The organism is Kribbella sp. NPDC051620 (genome assembly GCF_044453825.1).
Taxonomy (GTDB): Bacteria; Actinomycetota; Actinomycetes; order Propionibacteriales; family Kribbellaceae; genus Kribbella.
This window is the reverse complement of the sequence record NZ_JBITDB010000001.1, coordinates 389,884-408,456: the sequence shown is the minus strand read 5'-3', so window position 1 is coordinate 408,456 and position 18,573 is coordinate 389,884. Positions and strand designations below refer to the sequence as shown.

Annotated in this window: 22 protein-coding genes; 15 read left to right on the top strand and 7 right to left on the bottom strand. The window is 67.1% G+C overall.

The window, feature by feature from the left end:
* Positions 1–48: 48 nt before the first annotated feature.
* Positions 49–270 (bottom strand): hypothetical protein, encoded by a 222-nt coding sequence (locus ACIA12_RS01910; protein WP_396364906.1) that lies wholly within the window; start codon positions 268–270, stop codon positions 49–51.
* Positions 271–389: 119 nt separating this feature from the next.
* Here ACIA12_RS01910 and ACIA12_RS01905 point away from each other — a divergent pair, with 119 nt between their 5' ends.
* From ACIA12_RS01905 to ACIA12_RS01890, 4 genes are all read left to right on the top strand, one after another.
* Entirely contained in the window at positions 390–614 is a 225-nt protein-coding gene (locus ACIA12_RS01905; protein ID WP_396364905.1) for a hypothetical protein, read from the top strand.
* Between the two features lie 32 nt (positions 615–646).
* The gene (locus ACIA12_RS01900; protein WP_396364904.1) at positions 647–2,050 is read left to right on the top strand and encodes an FAD-dependent oxidoreductase; all 1,404 of its coding nucleotides are present in this window, start codon (positions 647–649) and stop codon (positions 2,048–2,050) included.
* Positions 2,051–2,131: 81 nt separating this feature from the next.
* Positions 2,132–3,109, top strand: a complete 978-nt coding sequence (locus ACIA12_RS01895) for a hypothetical protein (RefSeq protein ID WP_396364903.1) — start codon at positions 2,132–2,134, stop codon at positions 3,107–3,109.
* A complete protein-coding gene (locus ACIA12_RS01890; RefSeq protein WP_396364902.1) occupies positions 3,106–4,170 on the top strand; it encodes a polysaccharide deacetylase family protein in 1,065 nt (354 codons plus the stop codon). Before ACIA12_RS01895 ends, ACIA12_RS01890 begins: the two co-directional genes overlap by 4 nt.
* On the opposite strand, the gene ACIA12_RS01885 is transcribed toward ACIA12_RS01890, so the two are convergent.
* A complete protein-coding gene (locus tag ACIA12_RS01885; protein ID WP_396364901.1) occupies positions 4,080–4,907 on the bottom strand; it encodes a phosphotransferase family protein in 828 nt (275 codons plus the stop codon). The genes ACIA12_RS01890 and ACIA12_RS01885 overlap by 91 nt on opposite strands.
* Before the next feature lie 221 nt (positions 4,908–5,128).
* Here ACIA12_RS01885 and ACIA12_RS01880 point away from each other — a divergent pair, with 221 nt between their 5' ends.
* Together ACIA12_RS01880 and ACIA12_RS01875 are read left to right on the top strand one after the other, a co-directional pair.
* Positions 5,129–5,671 (top strand): sigma-70 family RNA polymerase sigma factor, encoded by a 543-nt coding sequence (locus ACIA12_RS01880; protein WP_396364900.1) that lies wholly within the window; start codon positions 5,129–5,131, stop codon positions 5,669–5,671.
* A gap of 76 nt (positions 5,672–5,747) precedes the next feature.
* Complete coding sequence (locus ACIA12_RS01875) at positions 5,748–5,936, top strand: SDR family oxidoreductase (protein WP_396364899.1); 189 nt, start codon at positions 5,748–5,750, stop codon at positions 5,934–5,936.
* 56 nt (positions 5,937–5,992) lie between these two features.
* Here the strand turns inward: ACIA12_RS01875 and ACIA12_RS01870 are convergent, their stop codons facing one another.
* On the bottom strand, positions 5,993–7,867 hold the full coding sequence (locus ACIA12_RS01870) for an alpha-L-fucosidase (protein WP_396364898.1): 1,875 nt from the start codon (positions 7,865–7,867) through the stop codon (positions 5,993–5,995).
* A 96-nt stretch (positions 7,868–7,963) separates the two neighbouring features.
* Positions 7,964–8,521: a TetR/AcrR family transcriptional regulator gene (locus ACIA12_RS01865; protein ID WP_396364897.1), complete on the bottom strand. Its 558-nt coding sequence runs from the start codon at positions 8,519–8,521 to the stop codon at positions 7,964–7,966.
* 143 nt (positions 8,522–8,664) lie between these two features.
* Here ACIA12_RS01865 and ACIA12_RS01860 point away from each other — a divergent pair, with 143 nt between their 5' ends.
* From ACIA12_RS01860 to ACIA12_RS01825, 8 genes are all read left to right on the top strand, one after another.
* Positions 8,665–9,615 (top strand): SDR family NAD(P)-dependent oxidoreductase, encoded by a 951-nt coding sequence (locus ACIA12_RS01860; protein WP_396364896.1) that lies wholly within the window; start codon positions 8,665–8,667, stop codon positions 9,613–9,615.
* Between the two features lie 12 nt (positions 9,616–9,627).
* Entirely contained in the window at positions 9,628–10,389 is a 762-nt protein-coding gene (locus tag ACIA12_RS01855; protein WP_396364895.1) for an SDR family NAD(P)-dependent oxidoreductase, read from the top strand.
* A gap of 10 nt (positions 10,390–10,399) precedes the next feature.
* Complete coding sequence (locus ACIA12_RS01850; protein WP_396364894.1) at positions 10,400–10,810, top strand: VOC family protein; 411 nt, start codon at positions 10,400–10,402, stop codon at positions 10,808–10,810.
* A 73-nt stretch (positions 10,811–10,883) separates the two neighbouring features.
* Complete coding sequence (locus tag ACIA12_RS01845) at positions 10,884–11,756, top strand: AraC family transcriptional regulator (RefSeq protein WP_396364893.1); 873 nt, start codon at positions 10,884–10,886, stop codon at positions 11,754–11,756.
* Between the two features lie 97 nt (positions 11,757–11,853).
* Positions 11,854–12,549, top strand: a complete 696-nt coding sequence (locus ACIA12_RS01840) for a hemerythrin domain-containing protein (RefSeq protein ID WP_396364892.1) — start codon at positions 11,854–11,856, stop codon at positions 12,547–12,549.
* Between the two features lie 99 nt (positions 12,550–12,648).
* A complete protein-coding gene (locus ACIA12_RS01835) occupies positions 12,649–13,509 on the top strand; it encodes an MBL fold metallo-hydrolase (protein WP_396364891.1) in 861 nt (286 codons plus the stop codon).
* 54 nt (positions 13,510–13,563) lie between these two features.
* Positions 13,564–14,001 carry a heme-binding protein gene (locus ACIA12_RS01830; RefSeq protein ID WP_396364890.1) on the top strand — a complete coding sequence of 146 codons (438 nt, stop codon included), beginning with the start codon at positions 13,564–13,566 and terminating at the stop codon, positions 13,999–14,001.
* 108 nt (positions 14,002–14,109) lie between these two features.
* Positions 14,110–14,385 carry a DUF167 domain-containing protein gene (locus ACIA12_RS01825; protein ID WP_396364889.1) on the top strand — a complete coding sequence of 92 codons (276 nt, stop codon included), beginning with the start codon at positions 14,110–14,112 and terminating at the stop codon, positions 14,383–14,385.
* Positions 14,386–14,446: 61 nt separating this feature from the next.
* Here ACIA12_RS01825 and ACIA12_RS01820 read toward each other — a convergent pair whose 3' ends face one another.
* The 3 genes from ACIA12_RS01820 to ACIA12_RS01810 form a co-directional block, all read right to left on the bottom strand.
* Complete coding sequence (locus ACIA12_RS01820) at positions 14,447–14,980, bottom strand: SGNH/GDSL hydrolase family protein (protein ID WP_396364888.1); 534 nt, start codon at positions 14,978–14,980, stop codon at positions 14,447–14,449.
* Between the two features lie 195 nt (positions 14,981–15,175).
* The gene (locus tag ACIA12_RS01815) at positions 15,176–16,168 is read right to left on the bottom strand and encodes an ATP-dependent DNA ligase (RefSeq protein WP_396364887.1); all 993 of its coding nucleotides are present in this window, start codon (positions 16,166–16,168) and stop codon (positions 15,176–15,178) included.
* Positions 16,169–16,315: 147 nt separating this feature from the next.
* Complete coding sequence (locus tag ACIA12_RS01810) at positions 16,316–17,161, bottom strand: SDR family NAD(P)-dependent oxidoreductase (RefSeq protein ID WP_396364886.1); 846 nt, start codon at positions 17,159–17,161, stop codon at positions 16,316–16,318.
* Between the two features lie 179 nt (positions 17,162–17,340).
* Between ACIA12_RS01810 and ACIA12_RS01805 the strand changes: the two genes are divergently transcribed.
* Positions 17,341–18,255 (top strand): helix-turn-helix transcriptional regulator, encoded by a 915-nt coding sequence (locus ACIA12_RS01805; RefSeq protein WP_396364885.1) that lies wholly within the window; start codon positions 17,341–17,343, stop codon positions 18,253–18,255.
* The last annotated feature ends 318 nt before the right edge of the window (positions 18,256–18,573 follow it).

The window sequence follows — 18,573 nt, the reverse complement described above, 5'->3', positions numbered from 1 at the left end:
GTACCCGCGAAACCCGCTCCGAACCAGCCACACTCCGCTGCACAAGTTTCACGACGAATTGCTCGGGGGCCTGCCGTACGGTGGCTGGTTTGCCGGCTCGAGGGTGATTCCTGCCTCGGCCGCCTTCTGCTCCACCGCGATCTCGGGGCGGCCGAGCCTGATACCGATCACGCAAGGCGGAATGTTGCACCGGGCCAGCTCTTCGAGCCGATTGAGCTCGGCGGTGGTCCACGGCTCGGCCGCGTTGCTGACGGATTGTGGCAACTGCATCGTCCTCACTTCTCTCCCTGTGCCTCTACCGGCCCCAGTGCCCACTCGGGCCCGGTCGAAAAGCCGGTATCGATGCATAACGCGGGGTACCGGCCGGTCGACGAACCTTGGAGGTAGCGATGCCTGGCAAGTCAGCCAACGTGAAGAACGAGAAGCAGTACGAGGCGCTCAAGGACAAGGGAATGTCGAAGGAGCGCGCCGCGAAGATCGCCAATTCGCCGGACTCGAGCAAGCACGGCGGCGAGCAGAGCGGCAAGGGCGGCAACAGCAACCAGGGCGGCACCACCGCCCAGAAGAAGAAGGCCGGCCGCAAGGGCGGTAAAGCGGCAGCCAAGAGCAGCTGAACGACCTGCATGGTGGCGGGTACCGGCGCGATATGACATCGGTGTGGACGGCGACAGCGCAGGTGCCCCGCTTCGACCCCTTGGCCGGTGACGCGACGGCTGATGTCGTGGTGGTCGGTGGCGGGTGGATCGGGCTGACGACGGCGCTGCTGCTTGCGCGGGACGGGGCGCAGGTCGTCGTGGTGGAGGCGCAGCGGGTCGGATCCCGCACGAGCGGCAGCACCACGGGCAAGGTCACGTCCCAGCATGGGGCTTGCTACGCCTCGCTGGTCGACCGGCATGGCGTGGACAAAGCCCGCCAGTACGCGGCTGTCAACCAGGCAGCCGTGGAACAGGTCGCCGCGCTGGTCGATGCCGAGGGCATCGACTGTGAGCTGCTCAGGACGCCGGCCTTCGTCTACTCCACCGAGTCCACCGAGACCCTGGAGAACGAGGCGAAAGCAGCCACTTCTCTGGGGCTTCCCGCCAGCCTTGTCGACGGCAAGGAGGTGGGTGTACCAGCGGTCGCGGCCGTCCGGTTCGACGATCAGCTACAGCTTCATCCGGCTCGCTATCTGTCCGGCCTGGCGACGGCGGTAGAGCGCGCCGGTGGACAGATTTTCGAGCACACCCGTGCAGTCAAGCTCGAGGAGAAGGACGGCGCGGTACAGGTCCGGACCGAGGCGGGCGGCGTGATCACGGCGTACCAGGCGGTGCTCGCCACACTCCTCCCCATCGGCATGACCGGCGCGTACTTCGCCAAAACCCGGCCCAGGCAGTCGCACGGTATCGCCGTCCGCCTTCCGGTCGAGGCACCCGTCGGCATGGCGATCTCGATCGACTCCCCCACCAGGTCGACCCGGCCCTGGCCGGGTGGTGGACCGACCGGCTTGATAGTCGTCGGCGGTGACCACGAAGTCGGATCGACCGACGACACCGCCGCGATCTACCGATCCTTGACCGACTGGGTGAACTCGACCTGGAACGCCGCGATCGAACCGGAGTACCGGTGGTCAGCCCATGACTACCGGACTCCCGACCTGCTGCCGTATGTCGGCAAAGCACCGGGGACCGAGAACATCTTCGTTGCCACCGGCATGAACAAATGGGGTCTCAGCAACGGAACTGTTGCCGCCGGCATCATCAACGACCTGATCGCCGGCCGGAGCCATCCGGCTGCCGGCCTGTACAGCGCCGGCCGGATCGGAGACACCCGCGCGGTCGCCAAGCTCGTCGCCGACAACCTCAAGGTCGGGAAGGACTTCACCGTCGGCCATGCCGCCCGGATCCTCCACCACGACGGCAAAGCCAACCCCGTCTGCACCCACCTCGGCTGCCCCTTGACGTGGAACACCGCCGACACCAGCTGGGACTGCAACTGCCACGGCTCCCGCTTCGACGCCGACGGCAACGTCCTCGACGGCCCCGCCACCACCCCGCTGAAGCCAACCAAGTGAGCATCTCGGCTACACTGTGTGTTCACTCGGGTACAGAGACGTTGCCCCCTCGGAGAACCGTCGTGGGAGCGGGGTCCCTGAATGGTCAAGAACGTGTGTGTGGTGCTCCTGCTGGCCGGCTTGCTGGGGACAGCGGGCTGCGCCGATGTTCCGGCGGACACGCCGAAGGCCGAGCAGGTCGTGGAGCACCCGATGGCCGCGACGGTGACTCCGTCAGCCACTCCTGTTCCACAGCAACAGCCACCGCAACAGCCACAGCCACAGCCTGCGCAACTGCCGCGCGGTGGTCGGCAGATCTTCCCCGCACATCAACTCGTCGCCTTCGTCGGAGCTCCGGGGTCACCGGCGCTGGGCCCGCTCGACTCGCAACTCGACGAACGAGCGCAACGCCTGGAACGGCTCGCGGCATCGTACCGGGACGGCCGGAAGCTGCTGCCTGTGCTCGAATTGATCGTGGTGACGGCCCAGGGCGCGCCGGGTCGCGACGCCAGGTACCGGTCCCGGATCGACCCCGAGCAGATCGACCGGTATCTCGCGATCGCACGCAAGTACAAGATGCTCTTGATGCTGGACATCCAGCCGGGCCGGGCGAAACCGCTCGCCGAGGCCCGGCGGCTCGAACGATGGCTGAAGCTGCCTGACGTCGGCCTGGCCGTGGACCCGGAGTGGGAGGTCGGAGCCGGGCAAGTGCCAGGTCGCGTCTTCGGCCGTACGTCCGGCGCGGAACTCAACAGCATCGGCGCCTACCTGTCCGCGCTGGTCACCAAGTACCGGCTGCCGGAGAAGCTGTTCGTCTTCCACCAACTCAGCAAGCCGATCGTTCGCGACCAGGCATCCCTGCGCACCCACACGGGAGTCGCGATGGTGAAGTCGGTCGACGGCATCGGCACGCGCGCCCAGAAGCTCGCCACCTACCGCGGCCTGACGACCAAACTCCCGCCAGGCATCCACAGCGGCTTCAAGCTCTTCTACACCGAAGACACCCGGCACGGCGCCCTGATGACGCCGGCACAGGTCCTCGCAGTACGACCGCGGCCGGAACTGGTGATCTACGAATGACGGCCCTCAGCCGCCGCAGCTTCCTGGCGATGGCCGCGTCGACGACGATGCTGGCCGGTTGCGCCGACACCGCCGCGGACACCGCACCAGTCGTCAGCACCCCGTCCCCCGCTCCCCCGCCCACCAATCCCGCACCGCCCACACCACGCCGTACGCCGAAGCCGCCCCCGGCCGCCGTTCACGCCAACAAGCTCGGGCTGATTCCGGTCCTGATGCACCACCGCCTCGTCACGGGCCACGCCGGGACCTACGACATGACCCCGGCGTACTTCCGCGCCGAACTCGCCCGCCTCCATCGCGAGAACTACCACCCGGTCCGCGCCATCGACCTCGTCCGCCGGGACCTGGCCGCTGTGCCGGCAGGCAAAACACCCGTCGTCCTCACCTTCGACGACAGCACCCCCGGCCAGGTCACGTTCGACGCCAAGGGACGGGTCACCCCCGACTGCGCGCTCGGAATCCTTCAGTCCTTCCACGCCGCCCATCCGGACTTCCCGGCCGTCGCGACGTTCTACCTCAACAGAAATCCGTTCGGACTCACCGGCGCCGCCGTCGCGTCCGCCCTCGTCCGGCTGAACGCACTCGGCTGCGAACTCGGCAACCACACCTGGAGCCACCCGAATCTCCACACCCTGACCCGCGCCCAGGCCGAGGCCGAGATCGGCAAGCTCGCCGCCCTGATCCACCAGGCGATCCCGGGGACACCGGCCAGCACGATCGCCCTGCCGCTGGGCGTCCACCCGCGCGACTCGTCCGTCCTCGCGGTGGGACCGGCAGTACGGCGTACCGGAATCTCGGTGTCCTGCTGGTCGGAGCCAACCCATGCCACTCACCGTTCCACCCCGACTTCGACCCGATGGCAATCCCTCGCATCCGCTGCAGCTCCCACGACGGCGAACTCGAACTCACCTACTGGCTCGACCAACTCGCAGCCCATCCCCAGCAGAAGTATGTTGCCGCCGGCCCGTAGTCATCCGAGGCGCCGTAGCGCTGTCTCGACGGCGACCTCGACCCGGGCGGTCATGCCGGGCACGTCGATGGGACGACGCCCAGCGACCTGATCGCGGATCCACTTCTGCGCGCTGTCGTCGTAGTGGAGCAGGGCATACAGGTCCCACCACGGATCGAGGGCCACCCCGGCGATCGACTCGTACAGCGACCGGAGCTGCTCCGCCCACTCCGGCGAGTAGAGCGCCGCCAGGTACCGCCGGCAGTGCCCGACGTCGATTGCTCGCGACCCCCGATGGATGCCGTTCCAGTCCGTCAGTCCGGTAATCCTCCCGCGGGACCAGAGCAGGTTGACCGGCAGGAGATCACAGTGCAGAAAGACAGCAGTGTCCTCGGGCGGCGGCTCCGCCATGGCACCGAACGCCGCCTTCCACACCGACGGCTTCTGTGCGCCGGCCGGCACTCGAAACCCGTCCAGAGGCGCGATCCAGGAATCCGTCCACGGTCTGAAGGTCTTCGCGGGGAGATCGAGGGTATGCAGCAAGACGGCGATCTCCGCGATCCTCGTCAGCCACGACCCACGATCTGCCGGGCTGAGGTCGACATGCCCCGGCAACCGCGTCATCAGCAACGACGGCGCGCCACCGGTCGAAGTACCAGCGACATCGGCAGCCAGGACGCGCGGAACCGGGAGCCCACTGCCCGCCACCACACCAAGGTTGGCGATCTCCTGCTCCATGGGCTCGTGCAGCCCAAGCCCGCCCGGGTACTGCCGTAGTACGGCGAACGTTCGCACTCCTCGTCGCTCCACAGTCACCCGATGCACGGCCGAGCACACGCCACCGGTCATTCGGCGATAACCGACGACGCGACTCCCCCGGCCCATCGATACCGCAACCCAGTCAAGACTCTCCACGGACGGCCGGCGCTGCCTGAACCCGCCATCCCTCCAGTCGCCATCCGCCATGAGCCCGACCCTATTCGCTGGGCGCCTGGCCTGCGCGGGAATAAAGGTGCGTCGGTGACTGTCTACGGGGGTGAGAGTTCAGTCGGCTGGCGAGGGCGGATGTGATGAGCGAACCGATCGCGGGCACCTACGCGCAGGAGGCGTTCGGCTACCAGCCGTCGCTGTTCTCCACGGCGTACCAGCTGACACGCAACTCCGCGGACGCCGAAGACCTGGTCCAGGAGACCTACCTCAGGGCGCACAAGAACTGCGACAGCTTCCGCGGGACGCACCTGCGGAGCTGGCTCAGCCGCATCCTCACCAACACGTTCATCAACGCCTATCACTCACGCAAGCTGCGCCCGGAGGTTCTGGGTCTCGAAGGCTACGACCGGCCGGCCGAGCCGAACGGGATCGGGCGCGACCCGGCCGAAGCACTGCTGGAGCACCTTCCTGACGAGGCACTCAAGGCGGCTCTGTCCTCCCTGCCCGCGCCGTTCCTTCGCGTGATCGTGCTCGCCGACGTCGAGGGCTACTCGTACAAGGAGATCGCCGAGATCACCGGAGTCCCCATCGGCACCGTCATGAGCAGACTGAGCCGCGGCCGGCAAGGCCTCCGCAAGCACCTCCTGGCCTACAACATCGAGGCCCCTGTCCTTTCCGGCTGAGACCCCAGTCCGTTCAAGGGCGCGGGAATAACTCCGGGCTGCTGCCTGTCAGAAGGCCGGCGTCACCGTCCACGGCATGTCCGACCACACCGTCGCGGACGCCGCCGGCATCGACCCGGAGCTGATGGTCGCGGGCATTCCTCGTGGTCGCGCCGGCCTGCCGTCCGACATCGCCGCAGCGGTCGGCTTCCTGGTCTCCGACCAAGCCGAGTGGATCACCGGCGTGAACCTGACCGTCGACGGCGGCATGGACCCGACCGTCTGACCCCTGCAAATGCGTGGCACGCGGGTCGACAGACCAGCGCACCACGCATTTCAGGTTCAGTGCACGCCGAGGGCGGCGCCCACTTCGGCCAGGCGGTCGGTGTAGACCTTGGCCATTCGGCCGTCCTTGCTCGGGCCGACGTTCAGCAGGTACTGGTAGCCGTGGTCGCGCTGATAGGTCTCCTCGGCAACGATGTCGGCCGTGCTGCGCGGCTCCACCGACTGGTCGGTGTTGAACCAGTCCCAGTTGCTCACGCTGATCATGTCGGACATCTGCACCGGGTCGGTGATACCGGCCGGCGGGCGCCCGTCCTCGTACTCGAGCATGTCCGACGTCGCCAGGGTGTCGTTCTTGTCGTTGTTCACGATCACCGTGCCCGGCGAGACGTTCCGGACGAAGTCGCGGACCTGGTCGTACGGGATCTTCCCGTACCCCGGCGCGAACGTCCACGCGTCGAACCAGATCTGGTCGATCGCCCCGTACTGCGTCAGCAGCTCACGCAGCTGGTTGATCACCAGCTCGGTCGACTCACCATTGGAGCGGTCCCAGATCGAGTAGTAGAGGCCCACATTGAGGCCGGCCGCGCGGAACGAGTCGGCGTACTTCCGTACCACGTCACCCTGATAGGGGCTGGAGGCAACGTCATAGGTGTTCGACGCGGTGTCCCAGAGCGCGAAGCCGTCGTGGTGCTTCGTGGTGAGCACTCCGTACTTCATCCCGGCACTCTTCGCGGCGGCCGCCCACTGGTCGGTGTCGAGGTTGGTGGGGTTGAAGACCGTCGGCGGCGTGTTCGGGGTCGCCCACTGCTCGTTCGTGTACGTGGCGATTCCGTAGTGGATGAACATGCCGAACTGGTTCTCGCGAACGTGCGCCGCGACGTCCGGCTGGGTCAGCAACTGGTCGCCCAAGATCTGCACCTCGGCCAGCGTCAGGTAGCCGGACAGGGCGGACTGGACCCGGACGTAGCGCGCGGTCGTGTTGAGCTGGATCAGCCGATCCTTGTCGATGTTCCGCACCCGGACCGCCGCGACACCACGCTGGCGCAGGGCCTGCTGCAGGTTCGCGTTGATCGGCTGGCTCGACGTCAGCACGTAGAAGTCCCTCAGCCGGTCGGCGCAGCAGTCGGTGCGGTTGAACACCCGGACCGACGTCAGCCGCTTCGCCGCGCCCAGATCGGCTTGCCACCAAGGATTCGCCTCGCTCGCGGTGTTGCTCAGCGACTTCCCGTTCCAAGCGCCGTTGGTGTCGCCGTCCTGAGCCCGGGTCGGCACTCCCCCGTCGGCGACGCTCGACTGTGTCGTCCGCGCTCCGAGCGCCAGGTTGCGGTACTTCGATACCGGTACCTGCGCCCGTCGGCGTACCTCCACCTCGGCAAGCGCAAGCGGATTGTGGCCGACCAGCTGGATCCGAACGTACCGGCCGTCCCGCCCGACACCCAGCTCGATCTTGTTCGCCACCAGGCCGACATGAATCGCTGTCACACCGGACTGCGAGCGCGACGCCTCGAGCGAGTCCGAGGTGAACGGAGTGTTCGAGACCAGTACGTAGAAGTCCGCGAGCCGGGCGACGCAGCAGTCCGTGCGGTTGTAGATCGTGATGCTGCCGATGCTTTGCCGGCTCTCGAGATCGACCTGCCACCAGGCCTCGTCCTGCTCAGCCGTATGCGACAGCGATCCGTTCCAGAACCCGCCGTCGCGATTGCCGTCCACCGCACGCGCAGCCGGCGCGGCGGTCTCGTACTCCGTACTCTGACTGGCCGTGCGGCCCAGGGCGAGGTCGGCATCATCCGAGCCGCTCACCACTTTCGCCACCTCAGCCGCAGGACTGGCCTGGACCTGTGGAGCGGCCAGGCCGAGCCAACTCACCGTGAGCGCAATACCAGCTACCACTGCCATCGAGCGGCGGCGGCGGGCAAGAGGAAGTCTCAACACGCCGGATCTCCTGTCTGTGCGTCGGGCGGGACAGCAGGAGGCTAGATCAATAATTCCGAAAACAAAAGATCCTATAGGATATAGATCTGTCTGGCCCTACGTCGCTGCGACGCCGTGCAGGAGCAGGTCGATGAGGCGGGTGGCCAACTGGCGTTGGTTTTCCGCGCCGGCGATCAGGCTGATGCCGCCGAGCGCCATCAACACGTCCTTCGGATCAATGCCGGTACGAAGCGCGCCGCTGGCAGCCCCCGCGTCGAGCAGGGTCGCGATCGCCGTCGCCAGCAGATCGCGGGTATGCAGGCGATCCTCCTCGGACAGCAGGACCACTCGCAGTACGTCGGCCATCCCCTCCTTCGCCGCCATGAAGTCGATGAACTTCTCCATCCAGGCGGTGAGCGCGGCCTCCGGCGGGAGCTTCTCGAGCAATTCATCGGCGGCCGCACACAGGTGCGCGACCTCGTTGCGATAGACCGCCTCGACCAGCGCCTCCCGACTGGGGAAACGGCGGTACAACGTGCCGATCCCGACCCCCGCCTCCTGCGCGATCGCCTTCAAGGACGCCTGCGTCCCCTCCCGGGCGAACGCCTCCGCGGCAACCACCAGAAGACGCTCGTGATTGCTCCGGGCATCCGCCCGAAGTGGCCGATCAGCCATCGACTCTCCTCGATTCGTTCCGATTGTGACTGGCATCTCCTTGATAACCGGAGCCGGGTCCGCTTACTCTCGAAGTATACGGAGCCGGGTCCGCTTATCAGCTTAGCTGCCGCCCGGCCGTTCATCCAGGAGGACTGATCACCATGACAGAGCTGTTCACCACACCCTTCGGGGCCACTTCGACGGCAGCCGACGTCGTCGCCGGAGTCGACCTGACCGGTCGCCGAGCGATCGTGACCGGCGGCTCGTCCGGGCTCGGGGTCGAGACCGCGCGCGCTCTCGCCGCCGCCGGTGCGGCCGTCACCTTGGCCGTACGCGACGTCGCTGCCGGGAAGCAGGTCGCCGACGACCTGATCGCGAGCACCGGAAACGAGCAGATTCTCGTCGCACCGCTGGACCTGGCAGACCAGTCGTCAGTGGCCGCCTTCGTCTCAGCCTGGTCCGGGCAACTGCACATCCTGGTCAACAACGCCGGCATCATGGCGACCCCGCTGCTGCGGAACGCCCAGGGCTGGGAGATGCAGCTCGCGACCAACCACCTCGGCCACTTCGCCCTCGCAGTCGGCCTGCACAGCGCCCTGGCCGCGGCCGGCGACGCGCGGATCGTCGCGGTGAGCTCGGTCGGTCACATCAACGGCGACGTCGACTTCGACGACCTCAACTTCGACCGACGCCCGTACGATCCGTGGCTGGCCTACGGACAGTCCAAGACGGCCAACATCCTGTTCGCCGTCGAGGCCGCGAAGCGGTGGGCGAGCGACGGAATCACGGCGAACGCCCTCAACCCGGGCCGGATCACCAGTACGAACCTGGGCCGGCACATCGGCGACATCGCGGCCGCGCCGGCGTCGTTCGAACCAACCAGCACCGACGTGTCGTGGAAGACCATCGAACAGGGCGCCGCGACCTCCGTCCTGCTCGCCGCGTCACCGCTGCTGGCGGGCGTCACCGGCCGGTACTTCGAAGACTGCCAAGAGGCCGGCCCGAACCAGCCCGGCGTACGCCGCGGCGTTGCCGCTTACGCGCTCGATCCTGAAGCCGCAACCCGTCTATGGCAGGTCTCCACCGACCTGATCAACCCCACGACCCACTGAGGCGGTGCCGTCATGAACCCCGAATTCGCGGACACCACCGCCCTGATCACCGGCGGCGGCACCGGCATCGGCCGGGCGACAGCGCTGGCCCTCGCCGCCAACGGCTGCACAGTCACCGTCGCCGGCCGTACCGAGACAACGCTCGCCGAGACGGTCGAGCAGATCGAGGCGGCCGGCGGCAAAGCCCGCTACGCGGTCACCGACGTCTCCGACGAGACCGCGGTCCAGAGCGCCGTACGGGTAGCGATCGGCGACTCCGGCCGGCTCGACTTCGGCGTCAACAGCGCGGGCATCAGCGGCGGGGACAACCTCAGACCCTTCGCCGAGTACTCGACCGAGACGTTCGACCAGATGATGTCGGTCGACCTGCGCGGCACCTTCCTGGCGATGAAGTACGAGCTGGAACAGATGACCGCGCAGGGCTTCGGTGCCATCGTCAACATCGCGTCCGGCGCGTCGCTGGTCGGCGTACCGGGCTTCGCCGGATACGTAGCCGCCAAGCACGGGGTGGCCGGCCTGACCAAGGTCGCCGCCCTCGACTACGGCCCTCAGCAGATCCGGGTCAACGCGATCGCCGCGGGCCTGGTTGAGACTCCGCTGATCGCCGAGGGACGGTCGCCCGAGATCATGGCCGCCCGGATCGCAGCACATCCACTAGGGCGCATCGCCCGGCCGGACGAGATCTCGGACGCCGTCCTTTACCTGCTGTCGTCCCGATCCAGCTTCGTCACGGGCGTGACCATGCCGGTGGACGGCGGCTATGTCGCCAGATGAGGTCACCACGATGAGTACTTCGTTCAGCTACGACCATGTCGGCCTGTCCGTCGCCGACCTCGACGCCCAGCGCGACTTCTACACAACGGCCTTCGCCCTGCGGGAACAGAGCTACGCCGAAGTACCGCAGCCGCGGACCCGCATCGCCTTCCTCCGATCCGCCACCGGACTAGGCATCGAGCTCGTCGAGCGTGCCGGATCCACGGAGCACCACGCCGGCAACGCGTTCGAGGGGGCCGGACTACAGAGCTACTTCCATCTCGCGCTCGCCGTGACCAACCTCGACGACGCCATCGCGACCGCCGTCGCAGCGGGCGCCGAAGCGATCTCCGCGCCCGCGGACGCCCAACGCCCAGGGATCCGCTTCGCCTATCTCCAAGACCCCGAAGGCAACCTGATTGAGCTCGTCCAAGCGAACTAGGATCACAGTTGAGGGCAACAATCAAGGGTGTCGGAGGACAGTTGTGCTGGTACGTACATCGACACTCGACAGCGTGCCGCGGTCGGAACTGACGTTCAACACCTACCGGGAGACCGGTGCCGGGCCGCTGACGATCGGCGATGTGACCTTCACCCGGGAACTGCGGCTCGACAGCGAAGACATCGGGCCCGCGTTCTACGTTCAGCTGCCGCTGACCGGCCGGTACGAGTCGCGACACCGCGGTGTCGACACGATCGTGAGCCGGCACTCGTCCGCGGTGTACGTTCCCGAGGGCGGCCGGTTCGCCGGTCGGTGGCCGGCCGGGTACCGGGCGCTGTGCGTGCGGGTCGAGCAGTCGGCTGTCGAGACGGCCCTCGCCGGGCTGGCCGGCGATCATACTGGCCACCGAGTTGCCTTCAGCCCGGTGATGGATACCCAGCATGGATACGGTCGCAGCTGGGCCGAACTGTTGTTCTTCATCCATCGGCAACTCGCCCTGCCGCGCGGGTTGATGGGTCATGCGCTGACCGCGGCGCCGCTGATGGACAGCGTGCTCAGCGGTTTCGTCCTGGCGGCAGGCGGCGCGAACATCGGATCGCTCGTTGGGCAGGTGGCCGCCGCCCGGCCGGCCGCGGTTCGCACAGCCATCGAACTCATGGAGGCAGACCCGCAGGCGCCGCTCACGGTCTCCTTGCTGGCCGCGCGGTGCGGTGTCGGTTCGCGGACACTGCAGAAGGGATTCCAGCAGCATCTGCAGATGTCACCGATGGAGTACCTGCGCGATGTCCGGCTGCGCTGCGCGCACGAGGAACTGCGGGCCGCCGATCCGTACGCCGAATCCGTCGCCACCGTGGCGCGCCGCTGGGGCTTCAACCATCTTGGCCGGTTCGCTGCCGCGCACGAGGCGAAGTACGGCGAGAAGCCACTGCGTACGCTTCGCGGCTAGCCGGGTTCGTGTTCTGTCTCTTTGCAACGGATGCCTGATTCTCCCCACTAGCGTTCGATCAGACTGCCTTCGAACGAAAAGATACGGGGAACCACCCATGCCCAGCGAAGCTCTGGCCGACGTCCGCGACATGTACATGGCGCACACCATGTTCACCCGCGAGTTCGGCCTCGCGCCGGACCTGATCACCGGTGTCGCCGCCGGGGACACCGCACGCGCGGCGATCGTTGCCGATCACATCGAGCTCATCGACGCCGTCCTGCATCACCATCACAGCGCCGAGGACGACCATCTCTGGCACCGCCTCCTCGAGCGGGCCGGCACCGACGCCGCCGACATCGTCTCCACGATGGAGGCCCAGCACCACGACATCGACGTACTGCTGACAGCGATGCGGGATCAACTCAAGCCGTGGCGAGACTGTGCCGACCCGGCTGAGGGCTCAGCGATCGCCGGCACGATCGGTACCTTGAACAAGCACCTCACCGAGCACCTGGCCGTCGAGGAGAAGTACGCGCTTCCCTTGATCGAGAAGCACATCACCGCCGCCGAATGGGGCCAGATGGTAGCGAGCGGCGCCGCCGACGTACCACCCGAGCAGATGCCCTTGATGTTCGGACTGATGGCCTACGAGGCCGACCCCGGCACCCTCCGCGACATCATCGCGACCTTGCCCCCGGAGGTCAGCGCGGTCATCGGCGACCTGGCCGCTCAGGCCTTCGCCGACTACGCGGTACGCGTGCACGGGACTCCGACTCCGAAGTACGGAAGCGCTCAACCGATCCTCGACTGAATCGATCGCGGGACCGGCACCCGGCAGGCACTGTTCCCACAGTGCCTGCCGGGTTTTGTCATCCGGGAATACGAACGGCGATCTGCCTGTCAACGGGGCATGACCAACAGCACAAGAGAGAAGAAGACCATGCTCGGCACCGTTCAGACCCTGGAACTCGACGGCCTCAAGGTCCACATCTACACTCCCCCGGACGAGTCGCTGCTGGTGAACTCGACCGTCCTCGAGCTCGCCGACCGCCTCATCGTCGTCGACGGCCAGATCTTCCAGAAGTTCGCCGCCGAGGTCGGCGACCTGATCGACACGCTGGGCAAGCCGATCGACCGGTTCATCCTGACGCACAACCACCCCGACCACTACTCCGGCTTCCAGCACCTGACCGAGCGCTTCCCCGGCGTACAGCTCGCCGCACTCCCCTCGGTGCGCAAGTACCTGGTCAAGATGGGCCAGCAGGTCCTCGACGTCCGTCGCAGCCTGTTCGGCGACGAGATCGCCGCTCGCCTGGCCGTGCCGGACGCGGTCATCGTGCCGGGCGAACTGGTGATCAGCGCGGTGCGTTTCCTCTTCCAGGAGTTCAGCGACGCCGAGTCCGAGTACACCTTGACGATCACCCTGCCCGACCACGGTGTGGCGCTGGTTGCCGACCTGCTGGGTTCGGAGCACAACCACCTGTTCACCGTTCAGCCCAACTTCGACGGCTGGCTGGCGGTACTGGACAAGATCCGGCTCGACGTTGCGAAGTACGGCATCAAGACGCTGATCGTGGGCCACGGCGCACCGATCGGCCCCGAGTCGCTGCCGGCGAACGTCGCGTATCTCGAAGCAGCCAAGGCAGCCTTCGCCTCGTCGGCCAAGGCCGAGGACTTCGTCGCCGCGGTAAAGGCAAGTCTGCCCGACCGCTCCCCCGACCTGTGGGTGAACTGGTCCAGCCAGATGCTCTACGGCCACGTCGCGCCGTAGTTCCGGGGCCATCCACCGACCAATCGTCGCTGTTAGCAAGAGATGGAAGAGCGCATGCTGAGTTTCGAGATCGCCCGGCGGCTGGCCGAAGCAGTACTCGACGAGGGTCAACGCCGCAGATCCTCCGCCCTGACCGTCGGCGTCCTGGACGCCGGCGGCCATCAGCTCGTGCTCTACCGCCAGGACGGCTCTGGATTCATCCGCAACCAGATCGCCATCGGCAAGGCCTGGGGCGCGCTGAGCCTCGGCTTCAGCTCACGCGGCATCGCCACCATCGCCGAGCGAGTACCAGCCTTCTACACCTCGCTGACCGTCGCCGCCGAGGGCCGGATGTTCCCGGCCCCCGGCGGCGTACTCCTCCGCGCCGACACCAACACCATCATCGGCGCCGTCGGCGTCAGCGGCGACAACTCAGACACAGACGAAGCCTGCGCCATCATCGCCGCCCACACTGTCGGCCTGGTCCCAGACCCCCTCCAACCATCGACCTAACCACCGATGTCGGCGGGCTCGTCCTGACCGGCCCCGCCGGGACCCGCGCGGATGGCGAGGTGCCGACCTTCGTCTTCGAGGCATCAGCGTAGAGGCGAGAATACGGTCATGAGAGTCCTGCTTCGGGTCAGGCCGGGTTCGTCCCGGACCGTGGTCGGCGGCCGGTACGAGGGTCCGGCCGGGCCGGCCCTGGTGGTCGCGGTGTCGGCTCGTGCGGTGGAGGGCCAGGCAACGAAGGCAGTCCTGCAAGCGGTCGCGGCGGCGTTCGGCGTACGAAGCTCCGCCGTAACCCTGGTGCGTGGCGCGACCAGCCGCGACAAACTGGTCGACATCCATGCCGATCAGACCGAGATCCAAGCAAGGCTCGAAGAACTGCTCAGGTAGACCCCTCAGCCGACTGACGATCCAGCCCTGCTCGACAAGACCGTCCGCTGTCAGCAGGGTCTCACTGGGTGCTCGCCTGGATCGAGCCAGCGATCTCCGGCACCAGCTCCTGATAGGCCGCACGTGTCAGATGCATGCCGTCGGCGTCGAACGCTGCGGGACCTAACCTGTCGACCACCGCACGCACGTCCAGTGCGATGCCTCCGCGCGCCGTGACGAGCTCGGCCAATACCTCGGCGTAGACCCTGATCAGGGCGTTCACCTCAGCGGTGTCGAACGGCTCCGGAGTACGGGCCAGGCCCGGCGGCACGAAGGCGACCCAGCGACCACCGCGATCCAGCTCTCGCGACACGTTCTCGCGGAAGAGCGCCGGGGAGCTGGCGAAAGCAGGATGGTTGTCGCTGCTTCCGATCGACACCACGATCGCGTCGTAGTCCGACAGTGTCCGGTCGCCGACCTGGTCCCGAAGAGATCCGGACCAGGCGCCTCCGACGGCTCGGCATTCGACAGGGGCGCCAAACGCCGGCGGTACGAGATCCGGGAGCCCGTGATAAAGCCGAGCGAGGTTGCTGTCGCCCAGAAGTAGAACCGTCACACGCTCATCCTCCCCCAGCACCCGACAAGCAGAGACGGCCGACCTTAGGCCAGTCGAATGTGCCAGCCGACGCGCGCGCACTGTCATCACCTGTAACCACTCTCGGCGACCTGGCACTCGCCGGCAGCCCCGGATCGAGGAGAGATGACCAGGAACTACTCGCGCTTGGGACGGGGGTGACGGTGGCCTGATCAGCTAGCCGGGCAACAGGTCGATGTCGGCCGGGGCAAGGTCGCTGCGATGCCGGACCAGACGCAGTGGGTGGCGGTAGTGGCCGGCCTGCAGGGCGGCGTCTGCGGTGACCTCGACCACGACTGCTGGGCGGACCTTCACGATCGGGGTCTTGCTGCCGCGGCCCCAGTGGGTGCTGATCTCGTCCGGCCAGGGATGCCGGGCTCCGGCCGGTTTCAGCAGCTTCCCGATTGTCGCGGACTGTGTATCGGTCAACTTCGCCGTTCGACCGACCATTTCCAATACCTTGCCGCGGTACCGGCCCACGACCAGCACCTCGGGGCGCTGCAGTGATCCGGTCACGGCACCGACGATCGCTTCGACGGTGTCGCGGGTTTTCCATTTCACCCACTCCCGGCGGCCGGGTTGGTACCGGCTGGTCGCGCCCTTGACCACGAGGCCCTCGACTCCGGACGCCTTGAAGGCCTCCAGCCACTCGCGCGCCTCGGCGATGTCGCTGGTTACCGGGGACAGCTGCAGTGGAGGCCGCCACGCTTGTGCGAGTGCTTCCAGCCGGTTACGGCGGGCCGTCCAGCGCATCGGCCGGACGTCGACGTTGCCGACCGCGAGCACGTCGAACACGACCAGCGAGGCCGGCTGTGTTGGTGCCAGACGGCGCCGCACCGTCGCGGCGGTGTTCACCATCCGCGCCTGCAGCGCGTCGAAGTCCATTCGCTCCCCGGTCCACACCACCAGCTCGCCGTCGAGTGTGCAGTCGGTATGGACCTGGTCGGCGAGGGCTGCCTGAATGTCGGGAAACCTGGTGGTGAAGTCCTTGCCGTTACGCGACCACAACCTCACCTCACCGGCCCGGCAGACCGCGCCGACCCGGAAACCGTCCCACTTCAGTTCGAACCTGGATCCACCCGGCATCCCGTGCGGCCCGGGCAGTTGTTCTTCTGCCCGGGCCAGTTCCAGCCCGACCGGCCCGATCAGTTCAGGCGCTAATCTGCCCATGCCGCCAGTGTTGCCCTAGGCAAAGGTCGGCGCCATCCCGGACGAGTCGCAATCAGTTCACATCGGCCTGCTGTGGGTGAGTCCTCACCCCTGCTGTTGTCTGCGAGCGGGAGTCCTTCGGAGTGCGGGATGGGTAGCGGGTGGGTGTCAGGCGTTGTCGTGGGCGAGGCTGGTGGACAGCTCGCGGTGGGCTTGGGCCTGGGCGAGGAGGTCGTTGGCCTTTTGTTCGAAGACGGCTACCGCGTCGGCGCCTGCGGCGAAGCGCATCGGGGGCTGTTCAAGGGCAGCGAGCTCGACGAGGGCGTCGGCGAGTTTGGCGGGGTCACCGCCCTGGGTGCCGTTCATGCCCTGCCAGGCCTGGATGGTCTGCTCCGTGCGTTCGGCGTAGTCCGCGATCGAGGGTTCGGCATACTGCGTGGACTGTGGGCTGAGGAGTTCGGTGCGGAAGAACCCGGGCTCGACCAGCATGGTTTTGACCCCGAACGGTGCGATCTCGGGAGCCAGCGCCTCCATGAACCCCTCGACGCCGAACTTCGACGCCGCGTATGCCGTCGTGAACTCCACTGGGGAGGCGATACCGGCGGTCGAGGAGATGGTGACAACCAGGCCGGAGCGCTGTGCGCGCATCAGGGGCAGGGCGGCGCGGGTGATGTTGACCGGGCCGAACAGGGTGGTGTCGACCTGGGACCGGAACGCCTCGGGCGCCATCTCCTCGAAGAACCCGGCCTGGAAGTTCCCGGCGTTATTGATGAGTACGTCGAGTCGGCCGAACCGCTCGACGGTCGCGGCGACGGCGGCCTGCGCGGCGCGTGGGTCGGTGACGTCGAGGTCGACGGTGAGCAGGTCGTCATGCTCACCGAGCGCCAAGGTGGCCGTCTCGGCGTTGCGGGCGGTCGCTGCCACCGCGTGGCCGGCGGCCAGGGCCGCCTTGGCGATGTCTACACCGAGGCCCCGTCCGGCGCCGGTGATGAACCAAACCTTCTGCTCGCTCATGGTGATGCTGTTCCTTCATCTGGTGCTGGGTATTGGATGGGGTTTCTGCCTGTAGGTCCACCGCCTCGTGACCGGTGGCATCTACTACGCAACCAGCTGCGTCGCGAAGGTGGGAGTCCCTGCGAGAGGGGTACCAGCAGGGTCCCCCAAACCGCCGGAACTGCTCGTAGAGTCGAGATATGAGCACGGGCAATGACGATCGCGACGTGCGAGGAGACGTCCGCGCCCAGATCCGCGAGTTCCTCACGACCCGCCGTGCACGGATCAGTCCCGAGCAGGCCGGGCTGCCGGTGTACGGCGGAGACCGCCGCCGGGTGCCGGGGCTGCGCCGCTCTGAGGTTGCGAGCCTGGCCGGGATCTCCCCGGAGTACATGACCAAGCTCGAGCGCGGCAATGCCACCGGCGTCTCTGACAGCGTGATTGACGGCCTGGTACACGCCCTGCAGCTCGATGATGCCGAAAGGGCGCACCTGGAAGACCTGCTCCGCACTGCAGGCAGCACCCGGCCGCCCCGGCGCCGCCCCACCCGTCAGCGGGTCCGGCCCACCATCCAGCGCATCCTCGACTCCATGAGCGGAGCACCGGCCTTCGTGCTCAACGGCCGGCTCGACATCCTGGCCGCCAACCACCTAGGGGCAGCGCTGTACTCACCGATCTACGCGGACCCCGCTCGACCGGCCAACACCGCCAGGTTCGTCTTCCTCGACCCGCACGCCACCGAATTCTTCCGCGACTACGACAAGGCCGCCAACGACACCGTCGCCCTGCTGCGCGCCGAAGCAGGGCGCGACCCCTACGACCGCGACCTCTCCGACCTGATCGGTCAGCTGTCCACCCGCAGCGACGAGTTCCGGCAGCGCTGGGCCGCGCACAACGTCCGAATCCACACCAGCGGCACCAAACTTCTCCACCACCCCGCCGTCGGCGACCTCGACCTCGCCTTCGAGTCCCTCCCCCTGCCCGCAGACCCCAGCCAGAGCCTGCTCACCTACACCGCCGAACCCGGATCGCCCACCCAGGACGCCCTCAACCTGCTGGCCAGCTGGTCCGCCACCACGGACAACCTCGAGCCACTCCACCCCGTGAAGGATTGAGATCGCCGCAAAATCTATGGTGGCGGGATTAGACATGGTGGGTTGGCGTGTGTAGTGTTCCTCGTGTTGACAGAGAAGAACAGCGAAGCTGACGTGGACAGCTAACGTCCTGTCCAAGACTGTGATTGTGAAGTAGGTGAGACAGCGGACTCCGCCGGGCCGATCAGTGAAGGGGCTCGGGTTTCCCGCCAAGGGCAGAGCCATTGGAGCCAGCGGTCGAGAAGGGTTCCAGGCTTGCGGATGGAAGTAGTAGTTCGCAGTAGTTGTGTTTGTCGTGGAAGTAGTTGCTTCGAGAGAGAAGGGAAGGGATTACACCGT

Coding starts and splice junctions, on each gene's coding strand:
- ACIA12_RS01910 (WP_396364906.1), bottom strand. CDS start 270: ATGCAGTTGCCACAATCCGTCAGCAACGCGGCCGAGCCGTGGACCACC.
- ACIA12_RS01905 (WP_396364905.1), top strand. CDS start 390: ATGCCTGGCAAGTCAGCCAACGTGAAGAACGAGAAGCAGTACGAGGCG.
- ACIA12_RS01900 (WP_396364904.1), top strand. CDS start 647: ATGACATCGGTGTGGACGGCGACAGCGCAGGTGCCCCGCTTCGACCCC.
- ACIA12_RS01895 (WP_396364903.1), top strand. CDS start 2,132: ATGGTCAAGAACGTGTGTGTGGTGCTCCTGCTGGCCGGCTTGCTGGGG.
- ACIA12_RS01890 (WP_396364902.1), top strand. CDS start 3,106: ATGACGGCCCTCAGCCGCCGCAGCTTCCTGGCGATGGCCGCGTCGACG.
- ACIA12_RS01885 (WP_396364901.1), bottom strand. CDS start 4,907: ATGACCGGTGGCGTGTGCTCGGCCGTGCATCGGGTGACTGTGGAGCGA.
- ACIA12_RS01880 (WP_396364900.1), top strand. CDS start 5,129: ATGAGCGAACCGATCGCGGGCACCTACGCGCAGGAGGCGTTCGGCTAC.
- ACIA12_RS01875 (WP_396364899.1), top strand. CDS start 5,748: ATGTCCGACCACACCGTCGCGGACGCCGCCGGCATCGACCCGGAGCTG.
- ACIA12_RS01865 (WP_396364897.1), bottom strand. CDS start 8,521: ATGGCTGATCGGCCACTTCGGGCGGATGCCCGGAGCAATCACGAGCGT.
- ACIA12_RS01860 (WP_396364896.1), top strand. CDS start 8,665: ATGACAGAGCTGTTCACCACACCCTTCGGGGCCACTTCGACGGCAGCC.
- ACIA12_RS01855 (WP_396364895.1), top strand. CDS start 9,628: ATGAACCCCGAATTCGCGGACACCACCGCCCTGATCACCGGCGGCGGC.
- ACIA12_RS01850 (WP_396364894.1), top strand. CDS start 10,400: ATGAGTACTTCGTTCAGCTACGACCATGTCGGCCTGTCCGTCGCCGAC.
- ACIA12_RS01840 (WP_396364892.1), top strand. CDS start 11,854: ATGCCCAGCGAAGCTCTGGCCGACGTCCGCGACATGTACATGGCGCAC.
- ACIA12_RS01835 (WP_396364891.1), top strand. CDS start 12,649: ATGACCAACAGCACAAGAGAGAAGAAGACCATGCTCGGCACCGTTCAG.
- ACIA12_RS01830 (WP_396364890.1), top strand. CDS start 13,564: ATGCTGAGTTTCGAGATCGCCCGGCGGCTGGCCGAAGCAGTACTCGAC.
- ACIA12_RS01825 (WP_396364889.1), top strand. CDS start 14,110: ATGAGAGTCCTGCTTCGGGTCAGGCCGGGTTCGTCCCGGACCGTGGTC.
- ACIA12_RS01815 (WP_396364887.1), bottom strand. CDS start 16,168: ATGGGCAGATTAGCGCCTGAACTGATCGGGCCGGTCGGGCTGGAACTG.
- ACIA12_RS01810 (WP_396364886.1), bottom strand. CDS start 17,161: ATGAGCGAGCAGAAGGTTTGGTTCATCACCGGCGCCGGACGGGGCCTC.
- ACIA12_RS01805 (WP_396364885.1), top strand. CDS start 17,341: ATGAGCACGGGCAATGACGATCGCGACGTGCGAGGAGACGTCCGCGCC.